The 26,159-nt window shown below is 40.2% G+C and carries 19 protein-coding genes; 6 read left to right on the plus strand and 13 right to left on the minus strand.

The window, feature by feature from the left end; translation table 11 throughout:
- Nucleotides 1–69 precede the first annotated feature (69 nt).
- Nucleotides 70–2,637, minus strand: a complete 2,568-nt coding sequence (locus Q4600_RS01945) for a TonB-dependent siderophore receptor (protein ID WP_102529866.1) — start codon at nucleotides 2,635–2,637, stop codon at nucleotides 70–72.
- A 480-nt stretch (nucleotides 2,638–3,117) separates the two neighbouring features.
- On the opposite strand from Q4600_RS01945, the gene Q4600_RS01950 reads away from it, so the two are divergent.
- On the plus strand, nucleotides 3,118–4,716 hold the full coding sequence (locus Q4600_RS01950) for an AMP-binding protein (protein WP_102529867.1): 1,599 nt from the start codon (nucleotides 3,118–3,120) through the stop codon (nucleotides 4,714–4,716).
- Between the two features lie 129 nt (nucleotides 4,717–4,845).
- Here Q4600_RS01950 and Q4600_RS01955 read toward each other — a convergent pair whose 3' ends face one another.
- Complete coding sequence (locus tag Q4600_RS01955) at nucleotides 4,846–6,585, minus strand: ABC transporter transmembrane domain-containing protein (RefSeq protein WP_303512942.1); 1,740 nt, start codon at nucleotides 6,583–6,585, stop codon at nucleotides 4,846–4,848.
- 234 nt (nucleotides 6,586–6,819) lie between these two features.
- Between Q4600_RS01955 and Q4600_RS01960 the strand changes: the two genes are divergently transcribed.
- Nucleotides 6,820–7,341, plus strand: a complete 522-nt coding sequence (locus Q4600_RS01960; protein WP_303524341.1) for a prepilin-type N-terminal cleavage/methylation domain-containing protein — start codon at nucleotides 6,820–6,822, stop codon at nucleotides 7,339–7,341.
- A 24-nt stretch (nucleotides 7,342–7,365) separates the two neighbouring features.
- On the opposite strand, the gene Q4600_RS01965 is transcribed toward Q4600_RS01960, so the two are convergent.
- Genes Q4600_RS01965 through Q4600_RS01975 form a run of 3 tightly spaced genes read right to left on the minus strand, consistent with a single transcriptional unit; the run spans nucleotide 7,366 to nucleotide 10,412 of the window.
- Nucleotides 7,366–7,776 carry a hypothetical protein gene (locus Q4600_RS01965; RefSeq protein ID WP_229368010.1) on the minus strand — a complete coding sequence of 137 codons (411 nt, stop codon included), beginning with the start codon at nucleotides 7,774–7,776 and terminating at the stop codon, nucleotides 7,366–7,368.
- 46 nt (nucleotides 7,777–7,822) lie between these two features.
- Complete coding sequence (locus Q4600_RS01970; RefSeq protein ID WP_303512276.1) at nucleotides 7,823–9,517, minus strand: alkaline phosphatase family protein; 1,695 nt, start codon at nucleotides 9,515–9,517, stop codon at nucleotides 7,823–7,825.
- Nucleotides 9,518–9,563: 46 nt separating this feature from the next.
- The gene (locus Q4600_RS01975) at nucleotides 9,564–10,412 is read right to left on the minus strand and encodes an SUMF1/EgtB/PvdO family nonheme iron enzyme (RefSeq protein WP_303512273.1); all 849 of its coding nucleotides are present in this window, start codon (nucleotides 10,410–10,412) and stop codon (nucleotides 9,564–9,566) included.
- A gap of 222 nt (nucleotides 10,413–10,634) precedes the next feature.
- Between Q4600_RS01975 and Q4600_RS01980 the strand changes: the two genes are divergently transcribed.
- On the plus strand, nucleotides 10,635–11,936 hold the full coding sequence (locus Q4600_RS01980) for an anaerobic sulfatase maturase (protein WP_303512271.1): 1,302 nt from the start codon (nucleotides 10,635–10,637) through the stop codon (nucleotides 11,934–11,936).
- Nucleotides 11,937–12,010: 74 nt separating this feature from the next.
- The gene (locus Q4600_RS01985; protein ID WP_303512269.1) at nucleotides 12,011–13,033 is read left to right on the plus strand and encodes a hypothetical protein; all 1,023 of its coding nucleotides are present in this window, start codon (nucleotides 12,011–12,013) and stop codon (nucleotides 13,031–13,033) included.
- A 105-nt stretch (nucleotides 13,034–13,138) separates the two neighbouring features.
- On the opposite strand, the gene Q4600_RS01990 is transcribed toward Q4600_RS01985, so the two are convergent.
- From Q4600_RS01990 to Q4600_RS02020, 7 genes are all read right to left on the minus strand, one after another.
- On the minus strand, nucleotides 13,139–14,074 hold the full coding sequence (locus tag Q4600_RS01990) for a LysR substrate-binding domain-containing protein (RefSeq protein WP_303512267.1): 936 nt from the start codon (nucleotides 14,072–14,074) through the stop codon (nucleotides 13,139–13,141).
- 71 nt (nucleotides 14,075–14,145) lie between these two features.
- On the minus strand, nucleotides 14,146–15,528 hold the full coding sequence (locus Q4600_RS01995) for a hypothetical protein (RefSeq protein WP_303512265.1): 1,383 nt from the start codon (nucleotides 15,526–15,528) through the stop codon (nucleotides 14,146–14,148).
- Nucleotide 15,529: 1 nt separating this feature from the next.
- Nucleotides 15,530–17,314, minus strand: a complete 1,785-nt coding sequence (locus Q4600_RS02000; RefSeq protein ID WP_303512263.1) for a VWA domain-containing protein — start codon at nucleotides 17,312–17,314, stop codon at nucleotides 15,530–15,532.
- Entirely contained in the window at nucleotides 17,307–18,461 is a 1,155-nt protein-coding gene (locus Q4600_RS02005) for a VWA domain-containing protein (protein ID WP_303512262.1), read from the minus strand. Before Q4600_RS02005 ends, Q4600_RS02000 begins: the two co-directional genes overlap by 8 nt.
- Before the next feature lies 1 nt (nucleotide 18,462).
- Nucleotides 18,463–19,053 (minus strand): DUF4381 domain-containing protein, encoded by a 591-nt coding sequence (locus tag Q4600_RS02010; RefSeq protein WP_303512259.1) that lies wholly within the window; start codon nucleotides 19,051–19,053, stop codon nucleotides 18,463–18,465.
- A 1-nt stretch (nucleotide 19,054) separates the two neighbouring features.
- Complete coding sequence (locus Q4600_RS02015) at nucleotides 19,055–20,005, minus strand: DUF58 domain-containing protein (RefSeq protein ID WP_303524342.1); 951 nt, start codon at nucleotides 20,003–20,005, stop codon at nucleotides 19,055–19,057.
- Between the two features lie 3 nt (nucleotides 20,006–20,008).
- The gene (locus tag Q4600_RS02020; RefSeq protein WP_303512255.1) at nucleotides 20,009–20,989 is read right to left on the minus strand and encodes a MoxR family ATPase; all 981 of its coding nucleotides are present in this window, start codon (nucleotides 20,987–20,989) and stop codon (nucleotides 20,009–20,011) included.
- A 215-nt stretch (nucleotides 20,990–21,204) separates the two neighbouring features.
- Here Q4600_RS02020 and Q4600_RS02025 point away from each other — a divergent pair, with 215 nt between their 5' ends.
- Both Q4600_RS02025 and Q4600_RS02030 read left to right on the plus strand, forming a co-directional pair.
- Nucleotides 21,205–22,776, plus strand: a complete 1,572-nt coding sequence (locus Q4600_RS02025; RefSeq protein ID WP_102529882.1) for an arylsulfatase — start codon at nucleotides 21,205–21,207, stop codon at nucleotides 22,774–22,776.
- Between the two features lie 164 nt (nucleotides 22,777–22,940).
- Nucleotides 22,941–24,077, plus strand: a complete 1,137-nt coding sequence (locus tag Q4600_RS02030) for a methyltransferase (protein WP_303512252.1) — start codon at nucleotides 22,941–22,943, stop codon at nucleotides 24,075–24,077.
- Between the two features lie 1,119 nt (nucleotides 24,078–25,196).
- Here Q4600_RS02030 and Q4600_RS02035 read toward each other — a convergent pair.
- Nucleotides 25,197–25,937 carry a FadR/GntR family transcriptional regulator gene (locus tag Q4600_RS02035; RefSeq protein ID WP_102529884.1) on the minus strand — a complete coding sequence of 247 codons (741 nt, stop codon included), beginning with the start codon at nucleotides 25,935–25,937 and terminating at the stop codon, nucleotides 25,197–25,199.
- Nucleotides 25,938–26,159 lie beyond the last annotated feature (222 nt).

Consider the following 26,159-nt stretch of genomic DNA (forward strand, 5'->3'; position numbering starts at 1 on the left):
AACCTACCTATCAGCCAAAAAAAAACCTTGCCAACTGGCAAGGTTTTTTATTAAATCATATCCATAAACTTAGAATACATAACTAACTTTACCGTAGTAAAAACCGCCATTGTAATCAAATGGACCACTTTCATAGTAAACTGCACCTAGCACACCTTGAGTACCATCTTTTAACTCTTGTGCTTCTTGATCAAACAAGTTGTTTGCTCCGACAGAAAGGGTTAACTGATCGAACATTGTGTAGCTAACCTCTAAATCTACTGTCACTGCAGAATCAGCCGTTTCAGAACCCCAGTCAGAAGTATCATCTGCATGAGTAGCGTAGTATTCACCGAAGTAATTACCACGTAATGAAACGTTTAAATCATCCCAAGTTTGATTCCATGTCAGGGTTGCACGATGAGCTGGAATACCATCTTCTAGACGGCGTACCTTACCCTCATCAGTTGTATCCGGATCGAACTTATCAACGTTTGTATCTGTCCAGCCATAAGCAAGACTGAACATTGTGTCACCAGACATCAACTCTGTCTCGTAAGAGCCGACAATATCCACACCCTGAGTCGTTGTATCAAAATCATTGGTGTAATAGGTCACCGCTGAAATCAACTCAGGAAATTCAACACCTGCATCACGTAAGTCATCATAATCTTCAGCTTTCACTTCGATTTGACTTGATTGCGCAATACGACCTGTCACTTCAATATTGTAGTAATCAACTGTTAAGAAGAAATCTTCATACTCAAATACTGTACCAATTGCATAGTTTACAGATTCTTCAGGTTCTAACACTTCACCGCCATAAAATGCCGCCAATGGATCCGTTGGAGGTGCAATAAATGTCTGAATCAAATCGCCATTTACAATCGATGTTTGCGTATTCACAACATTTTCCTGACCTACAGTCGGCGCTCTAAATCCAGTACTGTGAGATGCTCGCATAGACCAATAATCAGTAAATGAATATTGGGTTGAGATTTTATAATTTAACGTATCACCAAATGTCGAGAAATCTTCATATCGAAGTGCAACACCTAATAACCAGTCATCTGTTAAATAGGCTTCAACATCAGCATAAATACCAATGTTACTACGATCATTTTTACCTGCTGCTTCTGGACCAAAGCCCTTAAAACCATGTGAGCCGATATTAAAGCCTTGATCAGCATAAGGACCAGCAATCCAAGAGGCTTCTTCACCTTGAGTAATTTCAAATGATTCTTCTCTCCATTCAAAACCTGTAGCAAAGCTAATATCTTCAACTGAACCTAGGGTAAAGAAACGAGAGAAATCCAAATTGACCGTTGTTTCAACCTGCTCATAAGCACCAGTATCAAAATCTGTTTGCGTATCTTCAGGGTTAGCAGCAAGGCCAAGTGAAGGGTTTAAAGAATTATAAAGACTAAAGCTAGATTTGTTTGAACCTGTGCCAGCACTAGCATCATAATTCCATTCACCCATCTCACCTTCAAAGCCGAAGAAGAAAGACATATCTTCAATCGTACCGGCAAATTGTGGCGTGTAACCACCTGGACGAACTTGGTTCATAGAGAAACAGTTAGGATCCGCAACCATAGCGGCATACTCTGGCGTATCAAGTACATTAGGAACATTTGCAGGAACAACATCACAAGTTGATTGGTCTCCATTGACCGCACCGACTAATAAAGTTTCTCCGCCGTCAACTGAATAGACATTGCCACGATTGTGAGGGTTACGGTAGTAGAAGCCACCAATTGCTTCTCTTGATGAAACGTTACCAAATGCATAAACCCTGTGTTTGTCATTAAAATCAAAACCAAGATTAGCAAAAATGGTGTAATCATCGTTTATTTCTGGATTACCCCATACTTGTGCAGGGTCATTGACAAAAGTGTTGCCTCCAGCAATTAAACCCGCAGCATCCGGACGCTGTACGCTTCGACTTGTAGCATCAGCGGTTTTATATTGTGCACTAATATTCACGAAACCAGCATCTGTTAGTGGTAACCCGATGTTACCATCAACTGTCGTTGTTGCGCCGTCGCCTTCATAATACTCACCATGGCTGACACTAATTGAGCCACCTTCAGCGCTATCTTTTAATTGGAAGTTCATCACCCCTGCAATTGCATCTGAGCCGTATTGTGCAGCAGCTCCATCACGAAGTACTTCAACTTGCTTTAAAGCAATACTTGGAATGACTGAAATATCAGGCCCTTGAGCACCATCGTTAATACCACCACCTTGGAAAGCAATTACCGAAGCGCGATGGCGACGTTTGCCATTCACTAAAATCAAAGTACTATCTGATGGAAGACCACGTAAATTTACTGGACGAACTAAGGTTGCAGCATCACTAATTGGTTGTGCACGAGAGTTAAAAGAAGGCACAGAAGTAACTAACATATCAATCATGTCAGTTGAGCCATTTTTCCTTAAATCATCAGCGCTAATAATATCCACAGGTACTGGGGACTCACCCACTGAACGAGGTGCAGCGCGACTACCCACAACAGCAATTTTTTCTACATTTTCTGCGACTTCTTCATCTTCGGCCATTGCTTGTGTTGACATAACAGAGCCGGCTAAAGCCACTGTTACAGCAAGGCTTAATGAATTTAAGCCAAACTTCCTTTTCTTTAAATTAGTCATCATTGGTGTCTCTTTATTTATTATAATTTCATGCTTGTGACAGGTGTTTAAATCAATTCAATGACGTAAACATCGTCTCTCCCAAAATGAAGTAACTCCATTTGCAGTTACATTTTTATAACAAATAAAACACAATTGCTAATAATTTCTATTATTCATCAAAATAATCAACGCCTTTCAGTCAATAAAAAAGATAAATTAACTAAATATATATAGAAAAACACAACCAAGCAGCACATTAACCTGCAAATTAGGCATTACTTAATTAGTAGCACCATCCAGATAACTTTATTTAGTTTAAAAAACCAGCATTAATACCTTCGTTGTACAAGTATAAAATTACACATGTAGAGTAAAAACTCTATATATATTAATGTGATAATAAAAATATATCGCGAATTCTGTTGACCTTTTGAGCACAATAGCTCTAATCTAAACGCTCGTTTGATTATCAGAAGAACAAACACAATAAAGGTGATAACCATGGCATACGACGCAGATACAATACTTAACCTAGAAAAGTATCAATCGCTGGTAGATTTAATTGAACAAACTTGTCAGCAGTATGGAGACAATGTCGCTTATGCCTGTTTAGGCAAGCAAACCACTTTTAATGAGATTGAAGCAGCATCACGTCATTTTGCCACTTACTTACAACAACACAGTGGACTTGAAGTGGGAGATAGAATTGCAATTCAACTTCCCAATATTACCCAATTTGTCATTGCAGCTTACGGCGCGATTCGAGCAGGGCTGATTATTGTTAATACCAACCCGTTATATACCGAGCGTGAATTAATTCATCAATTTAATGATTCTGGTGCCAAAGCCTTGGTGGTGTTATCGGATTTACTGCCAACACTAAATAACGTCATTGAACAAACTTCAGTATCGTTAGTTATTAGTACGCATGCATTGGACTTAATTAATCCACAACCTCAAGCTGATACCCCATTTGAAAAGATTGAATTTAATCAGATGCTCGCACTTGGCGCGCAATCAAATTACACTCCTGTAAAACCATTACAAACTGATCTTGCCGCACTGCAATACACTGGTGGCACCACAGGGTTATCAAAAGGCGCAATGTTAAGTCATCGCAATATGTTAGCTAACTCAGCGCAAGTTAAATCTCGTATAGCTAGCACCATGACGCCGGGAGAAGATATTTTTGTTGCGCCTTTACCGATATATCACATCTATGCCTTCATGGTGAATCTAGTCCTGTATTTTGAATCAGGCAGCTGCTCGGTACTCATTCCAAACCCACGTGATATTAGTGGCCTTATAAAGACCATGGCCAGCTACCCATTTACAGGTTTTGCCGGCCTAAATACCTTATTTGTTGGCTTATGCCACCAGCCAGAATTTCAAGCTCTCGACTTCAGTAAGTTAACCATTACTATCTCTGGTGGTACCGCTCTCACTAGCGCTGCAGCCAATATTTGGCAACAAACCACCAATTGCATGATCTCAGAAGGTTACGGTTTATCAGAGACATCACCAGTTGTAAGCCTTAATGCTCCGGGTTTTCAGCAGCTAGGTACCATAGGTAAACCCGTACTTGAGACTCAAGTAAAGATCCTTGATATCAATGATGAAGAAGTACCACTCGCAGATGCGGGTGAATTAGCAGTAAAAGGGCCACAAGTTATGCAAGGCTATTGGCAACAGCCAGCTGAAACAGCCAAAGTGATGACCCAAGATGGTTTCTTTAAAACCGGTGATATTGCTGTCGCGACAGCTGATGGCTTTCATAAAATAGTTGACCGTAAAAAAGACATGATCATCGTATCAGGCTTTAATGTGTACCCTAACGAAGTTGAAGACGTATTATCGCAAAATGAATTAGTACTTGAATGTGCAGTTGTCGGTGTAGCAGATGACAAGTCAGGTGAAGCAGTCAAAGCTGTTATTGTATTAAAAGAAGCGACAACTGATGAAGCGCAAATCAAGCAACAAATATCTGACTATTGCCGCAGTCAATTAACCGCTTATAAAGTGCCGCGCATCATTGAATTTACACCCCAGTTACCGAAAAGTACTGTCGGCAAAATTCTAAGGCGTGAACTCAGAAAGTAATCTCATTAAGTCGCTAATATTTCATTGGCAAGTCTTAATAAAAAACGCCACTATCAGCTTAGATAGTGGCGTTTGCTTATGTTAACACTCTTGTTGTTATTGCTTAACTCATGTCAATTACGATTACGATTAACTACTCTGCTCTGTCAGTAACTGCAAGCTGGCAAACTCTTGGTAAACATCACTAGACTGCATTAGCTCTTGATGTGTCCCTATGGCAACTATTTGGCCTTTTTCAAGCACGACAATTCTATCGGCATTAATCACTGTCGCGAGTCGATGAGCGATAATGAGCGTTGTTCTCCCCTGCATTAGGTTGTCTAACCCTTGCTTAACCTTGACTTCGCTCACAGCATCTAACGCACTCGTGGCTTCATCTAATAACAATATTGGTCTATCGGCTAATATTGCCCTAGCAATGGCAATACGCTGTTTTTGTCCACCTGATAACTTAACCCCACGCTCACCAAGATAAGTATCATAACCGTCCGATAACTCCTGAATAAACTCATCCGCTTTTGCGGTAATGCAAGCTTGCTGCACTTGCTCTTTTGTTGCATCAATACGACCGTAGCGGACGTTTTCAAATACACTGGTGGCAAATATGACTGACTCTTGAGGCACCAATGCATATTGCGCCCTAAGCTGCTCTAGGCTTAACCTCGATACATCAATATCGTCTAACTTAACCAAACCTGCTTTAGGCTGATAAAAGCGCAGTAATAGCTCAAACAGCGTGCTTTTACCTGCACCACTCTCGCCCACTAAGGCCACCCTTTCGCCTGCTGATATAGTAAGGTCAATGCCTTTAATAACGTCTTCTTTACTACTTGGATAGGCAAAACGAAGCGCTTCAAGACTCAAACACCCATTGATGTTGGCAGGTAAAACTACAGGGGTTGTCACTTCGGGGATATCAACCGGAGTACGTACTAACTCAATCAGTCTTTCTGCAGCCCCTGAAGCACGTTGTATTTCACTAAAGACTTCGCTGATTGTGGCAACAGAACCTGCTGCCATCACCGCATAAAACATAAAGGCAGACAATTCACCCGCACTGATATTATTTTGCATTACATCTTGTGCGCCTACCCACAAAACCAAGGCTATTGCTGCAATACTTAAGAACATAACTGACGAGATTAAAATTGACCGATATAAAATTCGCCCTTTCGCTGCGGTCATAACCGATTCAACTTGGCTATTAAACTCGGTTCTATCTTTACGCTCATGCCCATAAGCCTGCACGGTATGGATCTCATGCAGAGTTTCATCAATGTATGCGCCTAAATCACCGACTTTATCTTGGCTTTTACGTGAATACTGACGCACTTTTTTGCCTAAAAAGATCACCGGAATAAACACCATTGGCACAGCGAGTAACACTAGTCCTGTGAGTTTAAGACTGGTTATCGCCATCATCACAATAGCACCGAGTACTGTCACAGTTGAGCGAAATGCCATTGATAAACTACTGCCAACAACACTTTGTAATAGTGTGCTGTCAGCGGTAAACCTTGATATGACTTCACCAGTACGCTGCTCGGCAAAAAATGCAGGGGATAAATTCAATAAATGGTTGTAAACAGTCAAACGAATATCAGCGATAACTCGTTCGCCAAGCCAGGTCATTAAGTAAAAACGACAAAATACGGCACTGCCGCTAATGGCCGTGATGACTAATATGAACAATACAATTTCATTAAGGCGCTCAGCGTTATCAGCCAAGAAGCCTTCATCCACCATCATCCGCACGCCTTGACCTAAGGAAAGCCAAGCAAAGGAGCCAATAAACAAAAAGATTATTGCAGCAAACACTTTTAGTTTATAAGGTTTGAGAAAATCAAATATCCAAGGTAATACAGCAATAGAAGAGGAAGTATTAGATAAGAGAGCCTCTGTTGACGCTCTCTCTTTTGAATTCGGCACAGTTTACATCCACCAGAAACTAAGTTGATTAGGATAATAACAACAAAAACAAGTAATGTAGATGTATTATCAATCGGCGTTATGTATCAACACAACCTAAAATGCTGCTACTATTGTTAACAACATAAGTAAGCCCCAAATAATAACAATACATAGAAATACATTTTAAAATATATGAATAAAACATTATTTTGCTCACCTAAAAATCACTCAGCCCAATTCAGTTATTCGAAAAAATCATTTGGTTTCACATTAATTGAACTGGTTGTGGTTATCATTATATTGGCTATTTTAGCCATAGTAGCTAGCAGCAAATTTATTGATTTTAGAAAAGATTCTATTGTCGCAACAATGGATGGAATGGAAAGTGCCATGCAGTCGGCTGCAACACTAACCTATTCAAAAGCATCTATCGCTGGCGTTGAAAAACTAGCCACATCGACTCTAAGCATTAACAATATTGATGTAGAACTAGCCTACGGTTATCCAGATGGCACCGCTGCAGGTATTGATTTACTAATGGATTTCCCAGAAGGAGACTGGAACAAACGTCCAAGTATATTTGATGGCGCTTGGATTTATTGGCATGGCGTTATCACTGAAGATGCAGGTCAAGCAGCTTGCTATTTACGTTATCGACAAGCTACTTCAGCAAGTGCAAGACCTATTATTAATGTCGTCACCAATGGCTGTTAACGACACGCCACCTTATTCACAGCATTAAGCATCAGGGTATCTTTTTTCTATACTTTTTAACGAGCGTAGAAATATCCCTAACCCACCGACACTTAACACCAATATAACGATTAAATCGAACGCGCTCATATGGCTAAAGCGGAAATTGATTGAACTTATCACACCAAATATCAAGCCGACTAATGAACCAAAAGTGAGTATCCAACCAAAGATATTCTTAGCATTATAAAACATCAGTCCAATACCAAACATGAATGGGATCATGATCATGCCACTGGTTAACCCAACCCCGCCCACATTATAAAGGCTATGACTAAAGCCGAATGAACTGGTCACTTTTATCGCTTTTAATAGCATATAAAAGCCACCGCACATCATAATTAATCCAATAAAAAATGAGCCAATCCCACCTGATGTTCCACCTGCACCGTTCATATCATTCCTTTGTTTTGAGTAAAATTACTATTTCTGTATTGAGTGTTTATCGGCTTACTTCTTCAAGCACTTGCCCTGTTGCACCGCTTGGTTGAGTGATCCGTAATTTATTCGATAAGGTTGGCGCAATGTCATATGGCGTCACCTCACGATCAATGCGTTGACCTTTAATATTATACCCAGCAAAAATAATTGGTACATGGGTATCGTATCGCCAAGGTGAACCGTGTTTAGATGCGATAACCAAACCTTCTAAATCATTAATATACTTACGTGGAGCAAACACGATATAAACGTCGCCAGAACGCTGTCGATGATGGTTGTTCATTACCAGCTGCCCGACTCGGGTTGGCGGAACATTATTCAACTCAATATCAGTCGACGTAATGGCCATTTCAACCCCTTTTACTTTCATCACTTCTTGGGCTATCGCGGTTTGCACTTGTGCAAGAGACAGATTCTTTTCGGCAATTAATTCACGGTCTAAATAAATATAAGGTTCTGAAAACAAAGTTATTACATCACCATTTAAACCAAACTCTTGTTTTAAGCGTTTTTTAACCCCTTGGTTTAATAAGCTATCAACTTCAAAGTATCCCGCATCGTGATACCCGATATCATGCACATGTGGCGCAGTTTCAGGTACACCATGATCCGCCGATAACACTATCACAGTATTTTCTAGACCGACTTGCTTATCAACATGACTGAATAGATCAGCAAGGGTTTTATCCAAACGCAGTAAATTATCTTCGGTTTCCAGACTATTGGAGCCAAACATATGCACGACATAATCATTAGACGAGAAACTCACCGCTAAAAAGTCAGTATGCTTATTTTGTCCTAATGCTTCTTTAGATAATAAGGTTTTAGCAAAATCTGCAGTCAGCTCATCCCCTGCAGGGCTTAAAGTTAATTTTGTCGTGAAATACTTACTATCACCTGCGCCGTAAGGGTGAGGAAATTGGTTATTAAATCCTGCTAAGTCAATTTTATGAGTCGCGGATGAATCGACTAAGGTATATTCTTTTTTCGCTAAACTTAACTGCCAACTTTTATCTGAGTAACGCTTGAAAAGCTTACTGTCATTCCAATCATTAACCCACTGAGGATATTGCGGGTAATAATAGTTACTGGTGGCAAACTCACCTTGACTCTTAGAAAACCAAAAAGCTTTTCCCATATGCCCTGCAAGTGAAATCGCGCCACGATCTTTTACGGATACGGAGTACACTTTTGATTGACCATTGGTCGCCACCATCAGCTCGTCAGAAAACGTAGTACTCAGCATTGGAATTGGAGAACGACCATCCATTAAAGCCGTCTTCTGAGTTGGGTCTATTTCAGTTGATTTATCAACGCCAGCATTCGCTGACAACATATGATAATTTTCATCTTCAACATTATAAACGAGGCGTTCTTGGCTTCGGTCATACCAAACATTACCCACCATGCCATGCACACTGGGTGTCGCGCCTGTCGCAAGCGATACGTGGCCTACAATCGTTTCAGTGTTACTGTGTTGATAATGGGCATTAGTATAATGAGTGCCTTCATCAAGCAGATACTTAAACCCATTATCACCAAAGTTATGCTTGTAGCGATCCAGTAAATCACCTCGTAGACCATCTACGGTAATTTGTAGAATTAATTTAGGTGGTGTTTCTGCTGAAATTGCCGCCAGTGGGCTTAAACTCGTCATGCACGCCAAAGCATATAAAGACAAACTAAGTTTATTCATTAGGACTCCGTGATTTAAAAATAGAACGTTCCATATTCATTTAAAACTAGTTAGCATCTTTTGCTAACCTTAGCCCTAAATCAGACATTAAGATGGACTGACTTGCAAAGTCTCGTCGAAAGTTTTCAGACTCGTTGGCATCATAAGCAAAGCTGCCACCACGGGTAGTTTTATGGGCTAAATTGATATCTGAGTGCTGAGCGTTATTAGGGTTATGCTTAGGCGATACTCGATAAAAACCTTCATCAAATTTATCAATAACAAACTCGCCAACATTACCTGTCATGTCGTAAAGGCCAAGTTCATTTGGTTTTTTGAGCCCTACAGCTTGTGCACGATTATCAGCATTGTGGGCATACCAGCCAACATCATCGATATTGTTCGAGCCACTGTAAGTAAAGCCTTTAGACTTATTGCCACCAATGGCAGCAAATTCCCACTCAGCTTCCGTAGGTAAACGATAATTATCGCCAGTTAATTCATTTAAACGCTCAATGAAATATACCGCTTGCTGCCAACTTAAATTATTAACTGGCACTTTAGGGTTAACAAAAAAGCTATTTGAACCACCCATGACTGACTCAAACAGTTCCTGAGTCACTTCAAATTTTGAAATATAAAAACTATCTACACTGACTTCATGAGCCGGCTGTTCTGACTTTTTAGCGGTTTCCAAATTGGAACCCATGACGAAGGAGCCGCCATCAACTAACACCATGTCAGCCATAATCGACACAGAAACAGGGTGAGATGAAATGTTAGTGGTGCTGCAAGCGCTTAAAAAAACAAGACATGTAGCGCCAATCACTCCCGACACTATCGTGCGAGTGCTCTGCAGTATTGACGGTTTAACACTATGGTTAATGTGACCAAGATTTTCACCAGCTTGTTTCATATATTTCCCATTATTAATCCGCTGTTTTAAGTAGCAATTATAAAACGCTATATCGATTTGTTAACCAAACTAATGGTTATATTGGATATAGCCGAATTGAGCTTATATCGTCAAAGTGAATAGCTTACAATTTACCTCAATTGATACAAACCTGTCAGCTTACATACGATACAAAGTAATTCTGTACGAAACAGACACGCTCAGCCATTAAGAGGTAGTGATATGAAGATAACTCAAGGTCCACAATTTAATGGTAAAGCCTCAAAACGTATGCACGTCATGGCAAAACCCATTGGCGCTGTGTGCAACATTGATTGTGACTATTGTTACTACCTCAGTAAACAAGACTTGCTAGAATATAAAAAAGGCTGCTCCCCTGAAATGGATGAGGCCTTACTAGAAGAATATATTCAGCAATATATTCTTCAGCAGAACACACCAGAAATCATCTTCTCTTGGCAAGGCGGTGAGCCGACGATGCTGGGGCTCGATTACTTTAAAAAAGTCGTTGAATACCAACAAAAGCATTGTCCGAAAGGGGTTGTCATCTCTAACGACTTGCAAACCAACGGCACATTGCTTAACGACGAATGGTGTCAGTTTTTTAAAGTAAATAACTTCCTGATTGGACTGAGCATTGATGGTCCAGAGTTGATGCATAACACTTACCGCACCAACCGTGCTGGTCGTGGCACATTTAGACAAGTCATGCTTGCGGTAGAACTGCTGCATAAATATGAAGTCAGGTTCGCAACATTAACCTGTGTCAACAAAGTGACCAGCCAAAGCCCTGTTGAGGTGTACCGCTTTTTACGCGATGTGGTGAAGTCTCCGCAAATGCAATTTATCCCAATTGTTGAGCAAAAAACCTTTAGAACCGATGCACCTCAAACCGACACTAAAGCTCCGCAATATCGTCAAGGTGATAAACGTCTTATTCCGGGAAACAAAAGTTCTGTAATGGAGCCGTGGTGTGTTTCAGATGAAGCATGGGGTAACTTCCTCATTGCTGTATTTAATGAATGGGTGATGCATGATTTTGGTAAAATCATGGTGCAATATTTCGAAGCCAGTGTTGAAGCCTGGATGGGCAATAAAAATCCGTTATGCACTTTAGGTCAAGTCTGTGGCAAAGGCTTAGCGCTCGAGCCTAATGGTGATGTTTTTGCCTGTGATCACTATGTCTACCCTGAATATAAAATTGGCAATATAAAAGACACGCCTTTAGCTGATATGGCATTTTCAGAAAAACAGCAAAGTTTTGGTTTAGCAAAATCACGCGGGATAAACTCCCAGTGCAGCCAGTGTGAGTATCAGTTTGCATGTTATGGCGAATGCCCTAAAAACCGCTTTATCAGCAGCCGTGATGGTGAGCCTGGCCTGAATTACTTATGTGCAGGCTGGAAAAAGTTTTTCGCCTATATCGATAAACCTTTAGCGTACATTTTACGCAATACAGGCCACCCTGTCGCACACGGTAAATATAGCGATAAGTTAATCCAACAAGCCACAAAAAACCGATAACATTTACCTTTACATATTATTTTTAATAGAGGGTATTTGTATGCCTTCACTACATGAATTGATAGGTTTTAACTATGACATTTCGTCCATTGACATTGTTCACCTTAGTAGCGCTTTCAATGTCGCTCCCTGCAATCAGTATCAGCTTGCCAGCCAATGCTGCACAAACTGAAACGACAACCAGTGATTCAAGTGAAACAGTAACTCCTCAAGCAATGGCTTATATTGCCCAAAATATTAATGAGCCTGCAGAAAAACGCGCTCAAGCACTGCGATTTATTGCCCAATACCCAAATGAAAACAGTCTGGTTGCAGTCGCTAGAGCTTTAAAGGACAGCCAACCTATAGTCCGTGAAGCAGCAATTGCAGGTGCAATGCCCTACCCTTTAGAACACCGTTACCGTATGGTCGCACCGTTACTGCAAGATGACGTTGAGTCTGTACGTTTTAGCGCAACAGTTAGCTTGATAAAAGATTTTGAACAATTACAAATGGGACAACAAGCAGAGCTTAGAAGCCAAGCTGATAAGCTGATTGCACAACTTAAACTTGATGAGTCTTATACCCAGCAACTGTTATTAGCTGATGTTTATCGTTGGACATTACGTCCTAATTTGGCGCAAAACATATATCTCGGTTTATTAACATCAGTAGATAAGACTACAGAGTTATATTTAAATCTATCCACTAATTACTATGCACAGGGACAAGATGAACTCGCACTGAGTACATTGGATAAAGGCATTGAGTTTGATAGCAGTAATGCTAACCTGCATTACTCTAAAGCGCTGACGCTAGTTCGTTTAAATCAGAAAAACATTGCCGCAATCTCGATGAGTAAAGCCACTGAATTAGCGCCTGAAAATGCCTATTACTGGTATTTAAATGGTGTGCTTCAAGAGCCACTGGATATCGAATTATCTATTGAATCATTTGAGCAAGCATATTTAATTTCAGGCTCACCTGAAAACCTGTATGCAATGTGCGATATTTATATTCGTAATAACCACAAAAACACAGAAGAATGCATCAGTGCGTTAGCTGACATCGCCCCACCACAAGTTATTAATGACCTACGCGCTAAACAGGCGCAGTAACACATACAGTAAAGACGAACAATAAAGAACGCATAAGAAAAAGCCTGCAAATAGCAGGCTTTAGCTTTTATATTATGTCATTCACAGCCACATAATATCTGACACTTAATCAGCGTTTTTCTCTAGACCAAACTGTGATTTACCAAACTGGGATGCTTCATTTACTAAATAGTTTCTTAGCCACACATGCCCAGCATCGGTATCTCTAGAAGGATGCCAGTACAATTTGATACTCAGTGTATTTTTGTCGAGGGGTAAAGCGAATGATTTAACCTTATATAACAGGCCTTGCTGTTTGACGATACTCTTAGCGCAAATAGCCAATAAATCGGTTTGTGAAACCAAAGGTAAACATTCAGTCACTGTGCTAGTTCGATACACCACATTACGAGAATCCAGTTCAGAGATATGAGCAGATCGCATAATACTACTCCGCGCTTGCCAACCTGAGACTGTAATATGTTCTTCAGCTAAAAACTGCTCTAACGTCATCTCATCATGGATCCGTGGATGCTCAGCATTCATCACAGCCACTAATTCTTCATCAAATAAGTGATGAGACTTAATAAAAGATGGCGAAAAATGATCTGCATCGATGACAAAATCATAGCGCTGCAAGCGCAAATCTAATTCAGTATCTTTTGAAAATATGGGGTGAACTTCAAAATGAAGATGTGGCGCTTCTTTGCGAAGATGGCTAAATACCAATGGCAAGAACGTATGGCCGAGGCCCGATATAACTGCAAATGAATACACACGCTCTGCAGAGGCCGAATCGAAACCGCCATCAATTGCGATAGTACTCGTGTAATTTGTCAGTGCTGCAGCCAACGCAGGGTAAATATCTATCGCACGAGGTGTCGGTACCATGGCACTATTATCGCGTAAAAATAACGGATCATTATAAATATCCCGTAACCGTTTTAATGCTTTACTTACCGCAGGTTGAGTGATATTTAATCGATTGGCAGATTTAGATAAACTGCACTCCTCATAAATAGCCACAAAAATGGGAATAAGGTTTAGATCGGTATTTTTCATTTTTACGCATTTTTCACCTAGCCATAAACCCAATAATCATAAACTATTTACCCGTTTAAGCATAACAAGGATTACTTTGATTCAGGATCTTGATTTGAATATTTTGTTAGCTGCGGCAATGCTTTAGGAAAAACCTTAGTTAGAAATCGTCGAATTAAACGACTTTGCGGTTTTTCCTCATCCGTTTTAACAGCAAACCATAAGGTATAAGCTGAACGCTTAGTTAATGGTTTTGAGTTTGCTTTTGATGGATCAAGTTGCTGAATATTAACAGCAAGATTTTGATTTTGTTGCTTAACCCCATCAAACAACGTGAGCTGTTGGTTTGACTGACGCACCTTGTAGTAAAGTAGTCTGCGCACCTTGGGCCAGGTTTTAGCTTTCACCGCCTGCAGATATAACCAGCCTATTGGCTTCTGGTGACTTTGATAATATCTAGCCATAGCCAAAAATAAACTTATCAAACCAATCACTAAACAAGTCATTACAATGAGTGTATTGCGATAATATTTAAGCCAAGAAGTTAAAGTATGCTTAACAATAACAACTTTTCCTTCGAGTACTTGTTGTTTCATCTCTTTGTTAACGGTATCCCACCAACGAATAACCACATCATCAAATTTCAGCTCTCCGCCTTGTTGAACAATGTAAACTTGCTGCTCAATTCGAGTCGATAAATAATCCCCGCGTTGTTCAGAATCAAATAATTGAACAGGATCGCTATAGGTTTGAAATTGTTCATTAGCCGTTTGGGGAATAATATCGCCGATTAAAACAGATAAAGTATCAGCGGCCTTAATTGTTACTGTTCGCGTAAAGCTATCACCAACATATACAGGTGAGTTTGATTGCTGCCATTGTTGCTCAATATTAACGTCTGGCGAACTGAACCAATTATCATCGGGTAAACTCGCATCAGGTATAATCGATTCAAACAATTGTGCTTGGCTAACAAGCATGCCACTGACTTTGCCATCGCTCGGGGTCATCACCTCTACTGATAGTCCTAATTCAGGAACTTGATAACGTCCAGAAGCTTGTGGATACAAAGAAATTTGCCACAATTGAAATGACCAGGTTTCGCCATTAATTCTTTGGGTAGAATTCACTGAAAACTGTTCACGCTGCTTACTCATCACATTAGGCAGTTCGATATTGTCTATTTGCGTACCACGAGTAAACCACCTATTGGTGCCAAGTTTGATATTTAAGGTTATCTGTTCGCCCACAACCGTTGTTAGCAAAGCCTCCCCTTTAGCACTATCAGGCTGCTGACTGGCTTGATTTCGGTCCGCTCGATTCGAATCAGCCTCACTAGATAACCAGGTCTCGATAGTTAACATTTTTTGATGCTGTAAATCACTCACAGTCACTGCTGAAGCAGAGAACGAAACTAATGAAATCAAACATATCAAACACAGCAGCGGATTAAGTTTATTCAATGACATGTTCATATTATTGCGCCTCATCTTGCTTTTGCTGCAATTGTAACTGTCGCTGTAAATAAAATTTGGCTTGTAAAAAACGTTTAGGATCGGCTTCAACTCGTGATAACCATTTGTTCGCTAACTCTTCACTGCCTAATATCTCACGAGCATTTAGCGTATCTTTACCTAGCACTTCTTCGGGGGCTATCTCTTCAAAACCGTCAGAGGTCAGTGGCTCATCTTTACCAAGTTCAGTAGACTCTTCCAGTCCATCGGTCGTACCTTGCTGACTCTCACTGAAACGGTTAATTTCATCAATGATAGCTTGAACAGCGGCAAGGTTATGCGCCACATCGGCACGCAATTGAACTTCAGACTCAAGTGGAGACTTATCCATTTCATTGATGAGATCGCGCAATAAATTTCTAGCCGCTATGTATTCACGCTGTCTTGCCAATGCGCTGCCAGCATAAAATAAACTTAGATGCGACGGTTGTTGCATAAAACTAATCTGCGCCGCTTTGTACTGAGCCGCATAATAGTAGGCAATACCTTTGCGTAAAGGATCTTGATAATACTGAGCAGCCTGAAAGTATTCTTGTTGATGAAAAGCCCGATCGCCTTGTTGATCAGGCGTAAACCAAAAGTCCAGCCAAGCTTGATGTATATTCTGCCAAACATCAGTCTTCAGCTCTTGACTAGCCAGTTCAGAACTTTCACTAGCTTGGAGATCACTATCAGTGTCTGGAGTTGATGCCTGCGCCTTAACACTCGCAGACTCATCTTGAGGTAATGACGATGTTGCTGCGTACGCTGGCGAAGGAGCAACAACGCTGCTACCGCATACGATTAATACTAGCCCCCAATGCACTAACCAGCCCTTTCTGAACCAAAGCAATAACAGTAATGCCATCGGAAAGAGCAAGTAATAACCCATATCTTTCCAGGGCATAATGCTGTCAGTTGATATCTGCATATGCCGATCTATTTTTCTAATTAACCACTGCACATCTTGGTTATCGACTGTCACTAACTGCAAACTAGCATTAGCTTTACTGGCTAAGGTTTCTAAAGAGCGAACATCTAGGGGAATAGTGGCTTCGCGATTAGAATTTCCCACACCTAATATTAATAACTGGTGAGCGGAATGTTCAAAATAAGCCTCGTAAGCATCAATGGCGTTGGGCACCATACCGTCAGTAAATAAAATAACACTAGCACCCACTTCATCTGCCAATAATGTATCAACTAAGGTTAAGGCTTCTTGGGCTTGCTTACCTTCTACAGGCATAATTTCAGGTGCTAATGCACTGACAAAAGGCGTAAAGACTTGCTTATCTTCGGTTAGCGGTGCGACAACATGTGCCGAGCCAGCATAAGCAATTAATCCTGTTTTACCGCCGCTTCTTAATTCAATTAAATCAAGAATTTTATGTTGCGCTCGAATAAGCCTATTTGGCGCAACATCTTTTTCTAACATGGATTGGCTTAAATCAACTAAAACCACCAAAGCGGCTTTATCTTCATTAAATGGCGACTCATAACGGTTCCAGGTGGGTCCTGCACTGACAATTATGCCCATCATCATCAACACTGTGAGTAACTTTAGTGGCAATAGTTTTCGCCAGCCTTGTTCACCAACAGTTAACGCTTTTCGCAAATGTTCAGGTAAAACTTGTTGAGATTGCGCAGCTTCATTTCGATGCCAGCGGATATACACAATCAGTGCAAGCGGCAACAATAAGCACAACGCCCATGGACGGATAAAATGAAAGTTGGCCCATAATAAACTCAAAAAGGAGCTATCAAACATCTTGCTCTCCTTTGATTTTTTCTACACTAGTTTGTTGAGTAGCTTTAGTTTCCTGAGTAGCTTTAGTTTCTTGAGTCGCTTTAGTATTAACGACCTTTGAGCCAGCTAATTTAGATTGATGCCCGCCACTTTGAAGCAATAAACTGACACTAAAGGCGAGCAAGTAAAGCATGACGACAAAAATGACTAGATAATGATGCAATGTATAGGTTATTTGGTAATTAGTACTATTAAATAGTTGAGGTTCGAGTAACGAAACTGCCTGGTATGCCTCATCAAGTTGTTGTTTATCTAACGCAGTAAAAGTGCTACCGCCCGTTTCGCTGGTTATCCGAACAATAGTTTCCATATCTAACGCTTGCTCACCTACAGTCAAAGGATCGCCCATCGCAATAACATGTACCCTAATGCCTTTAACTGCAGCCACTTTAGCGGCATCTATAGGAGCAACAAAGCTTCCGGTATCATTACCATCAGTTAGCAAAATAACGACTTTCTCAACCGAAGTTTCATTTATGCCTCGGTCTGTTCCTTGAGCAGAAACAGTATCTTGCTCAGCTTGTTCGAACACTTTGATTGATAAACCAATCGCATCACCAAGATGAGTACTTTGCCCTGCCATCCCAGTATCTGATTGTGCTAATAAACTCTGCCACACAGCAATATCAGCAGTAAATGGGGTTTGTAAAAAGGCCGCATCGGCAAATAAAATCAGCCCTAAACGATCGCCTTGCCTCGTTGCTGAAAAGTCCTGCAAAACTTGTTTTGCAGCATCAATACGACTAATACGCTTACCTGAATCATCCACAAAATCGGTTTCGTTCATCGAACCAGATAAATCTAATGCGATCATCACATCTCGACCTAATTGTTCGCGTAATTGTGGCTCACTTAATTGAGTCGGTTTAGTCATTGCTAGCACTAAACAGCACCAACTCAACACTAGGATAACTCGTTGCCACAAACGCGGTGAGAGCATACTCGCTCCCTCACTGGGTTTTTCATTTAAGGTATCAATCAGCACTTGAAAAAATGGCACTTTAATTGCGGTTTGCTTAGTTTTATAGGCTTTCGAGAAGCGCATAACGAGAAAAGGCAACGGCAATAATAGTAATAACCATGGGTAAGTTAGGTCTATGGAGGACATGTTACTGACCCCTCACAAATGAACGTACAACCGATAAAGGCCATGACTTAATCGAAAATTGATTTCTGTGGCCGTTAATCCACAGTATTAACTGTTGGACTAATGTCGTCATTTCACTTTCACTCAAACAAATATTGGGGTTGTATAAGCTGTTAATCCAGCGCTGGCCTACGTCACTTTGCCAACTAAATGCATCATTTTTAGATTGATGACTGATTAATTTATCCATTGCATTTAATACCGAGTTATCAGCAAGTTTTGCAGTCTGCGGCTCTACATAAATGAGAACTTGTTTTACTACAAAAAATAATTGCTGATTCAGCATAGCCTGAGTTTTAGGCTCAGGTTGAATAACCTGATGACCTAACATGATTTGTTTAATCGCCAATATCGCTTCAGCGCGATAGCGATTTTGCCAGCGATAATTCAAACCAATAATCACTGCTGTGACAATCAATACACTTGTTATGACAAGCAGACACCACCAACCTGTAGGAAGTTGCTCAAACCCTGGCCACCATGACACAGCATCAACTGGGTAGACATCAACAAGCTCCCGTAAAATATAAGTCGACGGCGGGTTATGCTGCATTTTAAGCTCCAATAGCGCGTTTAAGCTGACTTAAATGATTACCGTCTGTACTCAACTCAACTAACGGTAAATTGTGACGTGCCATCAAGTAATTAAGTGCCTTAGCATTTTCTGTCGCGGTCGTGGTAAAGCTTTCATTAACCTTTGATATTTGCTGAGTTTGATGCAAACTAAGTTGATAATTACCATCACCCATCACCCACTGAGCATCATCAGGAATCGCTTGTTCCATCGGATCTGAAATCCTTACTGCCAGTAAGTCATTGCTACGTTGAATTTGTTTAAGTTTATTGATATCGCTAAGATTTAATGACAAAAAGTCACTTAAAATAATCACTGTGGATTGGCGAAGATCTCGCTGGGCTAGCTTGGTTAGTGACTCAGAAAAATTCACCGAATCAGTCGAGTTCACATTAAGAGATTGGTTACTTTGACTGAGTGTTTTTAATAGCTGCAATACATGGTTTTGGCCACGCATCGGCTCTGACCATAGGCATGCCTTCGGTGTTTTAAGTAGCATACCAATGCGGTCGCCTTCTCTTAATACCCGCCATGAAATTAATGCTGCCACTTCAGCTGCCACCACTGACTTCATGGTATGGGTAGAAGCAAAAAACATATTGGCACCTTGATCGACCAAAATCACCACATTACGATCTTTTTCTTCGGTATATAAACGCACATGAGGTTGACCAGTTCTTAGGGTCACTTTCCAATCTAAACAACGAATATCATCGCCTATCTGGTAATGCTTTAGTTCTTCAAAGTTTAATCCACGGCCTCGAAACTGGGAGCTATGACGACCCGCCATTAAACTCTTTGCCTGCCAATGAGGTAATAATCTAAATGAATGGCTCAATGCCTGCAGCTTGACCAAATGTCGATATTCGACATGCAATCGTGGATCTAATGTCGATTGCTTTGCATGACGCGGTATATTGCCATTCATCATTAATTACCCAACAGCCACAATATCCAATAACTCATTAACCACTGCTTGCCCATCAATATTATCTGCTAATGCATCATAACTAAGGGTTATACGGTGAGATAACACTGAATGAGCAATACTTCTGACATCATCAGGAAGAACATGATCTCGGCCAGATAACCATGCCTCTGCACGTGCACATTTATCCAGTGCAATTGAAGCTCTAGGGCTAGAACCCGTTTTAATCCAAGCGGATAAAGGCGAGTCAGGATAACGTTCTGGGTGTCGAGTAGCCATCACTAAGGCAACAATATATCGTTCTACAATGTCAGAAACGCTGAGAGTGGATAACTGCTGGCGAGCCGTTAGAAAAACCAATGGGTCTATTTTCGACACTGCTGATCCTTCATTCATTACAGGCGCATTTTCTTCTGCACGCACCAAGCGAATAATATTTAACTCAGCTTCATCATCTGGATAATCCACATTAATTTTCATCATAAAGCGATCCATTTGCGCTTCAGGTAATGGGTAGGTTCCTTCTTGCTCAACTGGATTTTGCGTTGCTAACACCATGAAAAGTTCATCAAGTTGATGCGTGGTATCACCCACAGTTACCGTGCCTTCAGCCATCGCTTCTAATAATGCAGCTTGCACTTTTGCTGGAGCACGATTGATTTCATCAGCTAATACTAAATTATGAAACAGTGGTCCTTGTTGAAAGGTTAGCAATGGGCTACCGTTGTTGTCTTGATATTGCACCGTGCCAGTTATGTCGGAAGGTAATAAATCAGGGGTAAATTGTACTCGACCAAATGAGGCATTCATTGCATCAGCAAGAGATTTTACCGAGCGTGTTTTCGCTGTACCAGGAAGACCCTCTAATAGGACATGGCCTTTAGTTAATAAACCTATGACTAAAGCTCTAATGACATGGGATTGTCCAATGACAGACTTTTCAACTTGGCTTATTAATGCCGTAATACTTTGTAAACTATGGCTCATTCGTCACTCCTCACTATCATTTAGTCCATACTTTTTAATCAATAATCATAAACGTTTTTAAGTAAATAGACGTATAACAAAAGGTTATATTCTGTATTCAGTGCTAAATTTTATCCACTTAATATAATTAAACAGTTAAAAAATCAAACTAACTAATTGATTTAAATTATTTACGATTAAAAACGTTAAGCTAAACAAAGCATCACGGAGTCTATATGGCAAGTTTCTTTAATACGAGTAAGATCGCTCTTTGCACAGGGTTGCTAGCTGCATCTTCAGTTGCAAACGCTGCTGACAAACCCAATATTCTCGCTATTTGGGGCGATGATATTGGTATATTCAATATCAGTGCTTATAACAATGGCATGATGGGATATCAAACCCCAAACATTGATCGAATTGCGAATGAAGGTGCATTATTTACTGATCACTATGCTCAACAGTCTTGTACCGCTGGACGTTCTGCGTTTTTAACAGGACAAGAGCCATTTAGAACAGGCCTATTAACTATTGGTATGCCTGGTTCTGATGCTGGTATTCCTGATTGGACTCCTACGATTGCTGATGTGTTAAAAGAGCAAGGTTATATGACCGCGCAATTTGGTAAAAACCACATGGGCGATCAAGATAAACATCTGCCAACTGCCCATGGTTTTGATGAGTTTTTCGGTAACCTATATCACTTAAATGCTGAAGAAGAACCAGAGACTTATTACTATCCAAAGGATCCTGAGTTCCGTAAAAAGTATGGTCCTCGTGGTGTTATCCGCTCAAGTGCTGACGGAAAAATAGAAGATACCGGCCCGATGACGCGTAAGCGTATGGAGCATGCTGATGAAGAGTTTTTAGAAGAATCGCTAGCCTTCATGGAAAAAGCGGTAAAAGCTGAAAAACCATTCTTTATTTGGCATAACACAACCCGTATGCATGTATGGACTCGTTTACAAGAAAAATATCAAGGTATTTCAGGTATCTCTATCTACGCTGACGGCATGATAGAACATGATGATCATGTTGGTATCTTACTTGATAAGCTAGATTCATTAGGGGTTGCTGATAACACTATCGTACTTTACACAACCGATAATGGTGCTGAAACGGTTTCATGGCCTGACGGTGGTGCGACATACTTCCACGGTGAAAAAGGGACAACCTTTGAAGGTGGTATGCGAGTACCTCAGTTAGTTCGCTGGCCTGGTGTTATTAAACCTGGCACTAAAATTAACGACATCATGTCACATAAAGATTGGCTACCAACATTCGCAGCTGTTGCGGGTGATGACAAAGTCATTGAAAAGCTTAAGTCAGATAAAGGTGCTCGTTACAATGGCACAAACTGGCGTGTACATTTAGATGGTTACAACTTTAAACCTTACTTCGAAGGTAAAGTTGATAAAGGCCCTCGTGACGGTATGTTATATTTTTCAGCTAACGCTGAGCTAAATGCTGTTCGTACAGGTGACTTCAAAGTATCGTTTGCCACACTAGAAGGTAATATTGTTGATGCGGTTCGCTTCCAGTCAAACTGGCCTCAAGTGGTTCATTTAAGAGCTGACCCTTTTGAAAAAGCGCCTCACGAATCTGGTATGTACTTACGCTGGATGGCTGACAACATGTGGTTATTCGTTCCTGTTGGTAACCAAGTACAAGAGTTCATGGCAACATTAAAAGACTATCCTCGTCAGGAAAGTCAGGTATTGAACCCAGGTAACATTAACCAAAATACTTATATGCTTCAGGGTAAACTGCAACAAATTGAGCAAATCCGCCAAAAAGTATTAAAGTAACTTTTTAATTAACTGCTTTGTTTAAAAGTGAGTAAAAAGTACCTTTCCAAGCCAGTATCTCTCAGATACTGGCTTTTTCTTTATTTGAACCGTGTCTAAGATTTCAATCACTGCATTTAACTGCGATAATTGCTGACTTCGAGTTTTTAATTAAGGTAATCATCATGACGGCAAACCAATTCTCTTGTTCAGGGATTGAGTTATCACTTTTTCGCTATCCTAAACAGCAAGAGTCAAACCTTCAAGCTTGGGATGCTGCCGATGAACACCTAATTAAACACTTAGTCGATAACGAGATTATCGCTCAAAATACCGCCATTCTTAATGACAACTTTGGCGCAATTCAATGTGCCCTAACCCAATTAGAAGCTTCATGGCCTTTATTTGTTGAAACCGATGCTAAAACCAGTTTATTGGGTGCGAAACAAAACCTGACAGACAATCAGTTAGCAGATAGCAATATTACTCGTTTTAATAGCCGCGACTTATTACCTGCAGACACGCAACTTGTATTAATTAAGTTGCCTAAAAACCTGACTTACTTTGCCCACCAGCTACAGCGATTATCGCAAGTTCTCCCTAAAGGAACACAAGTACTGATTGGCGCGAAAGCCAAAAGCATCAACAAATCATTATTGGCGTTAATTGAGCAACATCTGGGCTCTGCCTCTGCCAGTTTAACCTGGAAGAAAACTCGAGTAATTAGTTGTATAGCTGATGGAAAAAAACGTCCAAGCGTGGCTGAAATCACTTGGACGGTCGATGAACTGAATCTCACCATCAGTAACCTCAGTAATGTGTTTGCGGCCAATAAGCTCGATATTGGTGCCCGCATCATGCTCGACAACATGCCAAAAGATGAATTTAAAACAGTGATTGATTTAGGTTGCGGGAATGGCGTTTTAGGGTTGCGCGCAGCGCAATTATATCAAGATGCGAATATTCACTTTGTCGACGATTCTGAAATGGCCGTTGCATCAAGCAAACATAATTGGCAGCTAAACAATTTACCGAGTGAATTAGGTCACTTTCATTGGGATGACTGTTTAACCCATTTAGACAGTGAAATCAGTGCTGACTTAGTCTTATGTAACCCGCCATTTCACCAAGGCGAAGCCATTACCGATCATATCGCTTGGCAAATGTTCCTCGATGCTAGAAGAAGACTGGCGCCTGGCGGGTTATTACAAGTTGTTGGTAATCGCCACTTGTCTTATCACATCAAGCTACAGCGCATATTCAAAAACTGTAAGACGGTCGCATCAAACGGTAAGTTTGTTATTTTGCAAGCACGAAAATAGCAAAATCTATTTACCTGATTTAAACGCGTTTTCTGGACAAAAACTGTGAGTTAAATAAAGTAGCTCATGGTTTATCTCCTTTAAACACCTTATTCTATTTTTTAGCATGTAAACGCTTTTACAAACCAAGCGCGACTCACTAGCAAACCACGTGTTAATTCCAAGCCCTACAACTCAGCTTAACACTATGACCTATATCCCTAAGTGCAAGGCGTTAAGTGCTGCTTTGTATTAAGTACAGACGGTATGTAAATAGTGATACCTAAGTGTTGAGCTCAAAATCATAAGCTTAACTCAACCCGCACATGCTCAATATTGAAGTCGATGCTATTACTAGTAGCCTAAAACTAATAACATAAAACTAGTAGCCTAAAACTAATAGCCTAAAACTAGTAGCCTGAAACTAGTAGCCTGAAACGGATGATTAATGAGGAGCTTGAGATAGATTGCTCCTTGGCATACACAACTAAAATCTCACTGCCACATCGGGATATTGGTAATAACATAAGAATCCATTGGTCGACAAAGAGTTTCGACCCGCTCCTTTATATAGCCATAACATGATGTTTAACAGTAAGAATTGCACAAACATAACTTAACATCCTAGCAACAAACAATATAATCCCAATCGATTTATAAGATAAAAACGTGAATTTAGGCTAACCAAATTTTGCCAAAATTCAAAAAAAGAAGTGTAATTGTATGAATTTTGTTTCAGCTCAAAGATAAAATTAATTGCCTAAAACTGTTTTAAACAATTTGAAAATCATGATGACCATAAAAGGAATGAACAGAGTTGAACGCTAGTACGGTGAAAATAATCAACAGCTTATACGAGGTGACATTCAATTTTTAATCAGTAGCGCTACTCGCTTTGTCATCTTGAATGTTTAAATCGTCAAAGTTCGCTCTAAACCTTCCCCCTCGATTAGTTCAAAGTAAAACAACTCTCATTTCTAGCGTTTTCCTCCTTCAAAGTAAATGCTTTAATTTTAATAAGTTATGCAGGTTTTAGTCAATTCGTAGATATAAAAAAGCCTTTCATATAGAAAGGCTTTGATGAAATATAATCAGTTACTTGTTAACGAATCGATTATTATCTTAAATAACAGAACCACGTTAACTTAATCGGTTAACCAAATTATCAATAGAGTATAAGTCGCGTTTTTCACTGTTTTTACGACGGACTTCTTCAAGAGATCGCGCTTCGACAGTATCAAATAAAACATTAATGAGTCGGTTAAAGTGTCTATGCATTGCCAGTCTTGCTTCAGAAGCATCATTGGCTAACAAAGCTTCATATATAGAAGTATGCTCATCAAGGGTTTTCTTATTATCCTTGCTACATACACTGTCGTAATCAGTAATAATCTTTTGGCTTGAAGCTCGTAATGCCCACAAGTTTTGAAATGATTTAATCAAAGCACCATTGCGAGTCGAGTTAGCGATGATCTGATGAAACATCTCATCCGCTTCTTCAACATATGACTTATTTTCCATCATTATCAATGTTTTGTTTAACTCAACAAGTTCTTCTTTAGTTATCGTATTTGCAGCAAGGGCGGCAATCTCACCCTCTATAAGAGCACGAGCTTGCGTCAGCTCAAATGCATTAATCTTATTGGTTTGATCAGCTTGATTAGCAGAGTGCAATACATATACACCAGAGCCCGTTTTAACTTCAATTTTCTCACGCACTTCCAGTGCAATAATTGCTTCACGAACTGTTGGTCGACTGACATCAAATTTTTCAGCCAACTCCCTTTCTGGAGGTAAACGACTTCCAGGAGTATATTCGCCGCTAGCAATAGACGCTTCGATCTCTTCTACGATGCGCCAAAACATACGCCTACTTTTCATCTTTGGTCCTTCAATGGTTAAAACCAATTTTATTGTATTACTAACATAATATCTGTTTACCTAGTCAACGCAAATCCTATTTTGAAAATTTGTTGTACTAGAGCAAATTTCATATTAGCCCTGATTTGGTTAAAAAAATGTTATTGGTAATAACAGTAGCATATATTTAAGATCTTGTTGGTAACATAAATTGGTTGACAACTAACATGACCATTAGTAAGT

The sequence above is a fragment of the Shewanella sp. 2_MG-2023 genome, from assembly GCF_030548905.1.
Taxonomy (GTDB): domain Bacteria; phylum Pseudomonadota; class Gammaproteobacteria; order Enterobacterales; family Shewanellaceae; genus Shewanella; species Shewanella electrodiphila.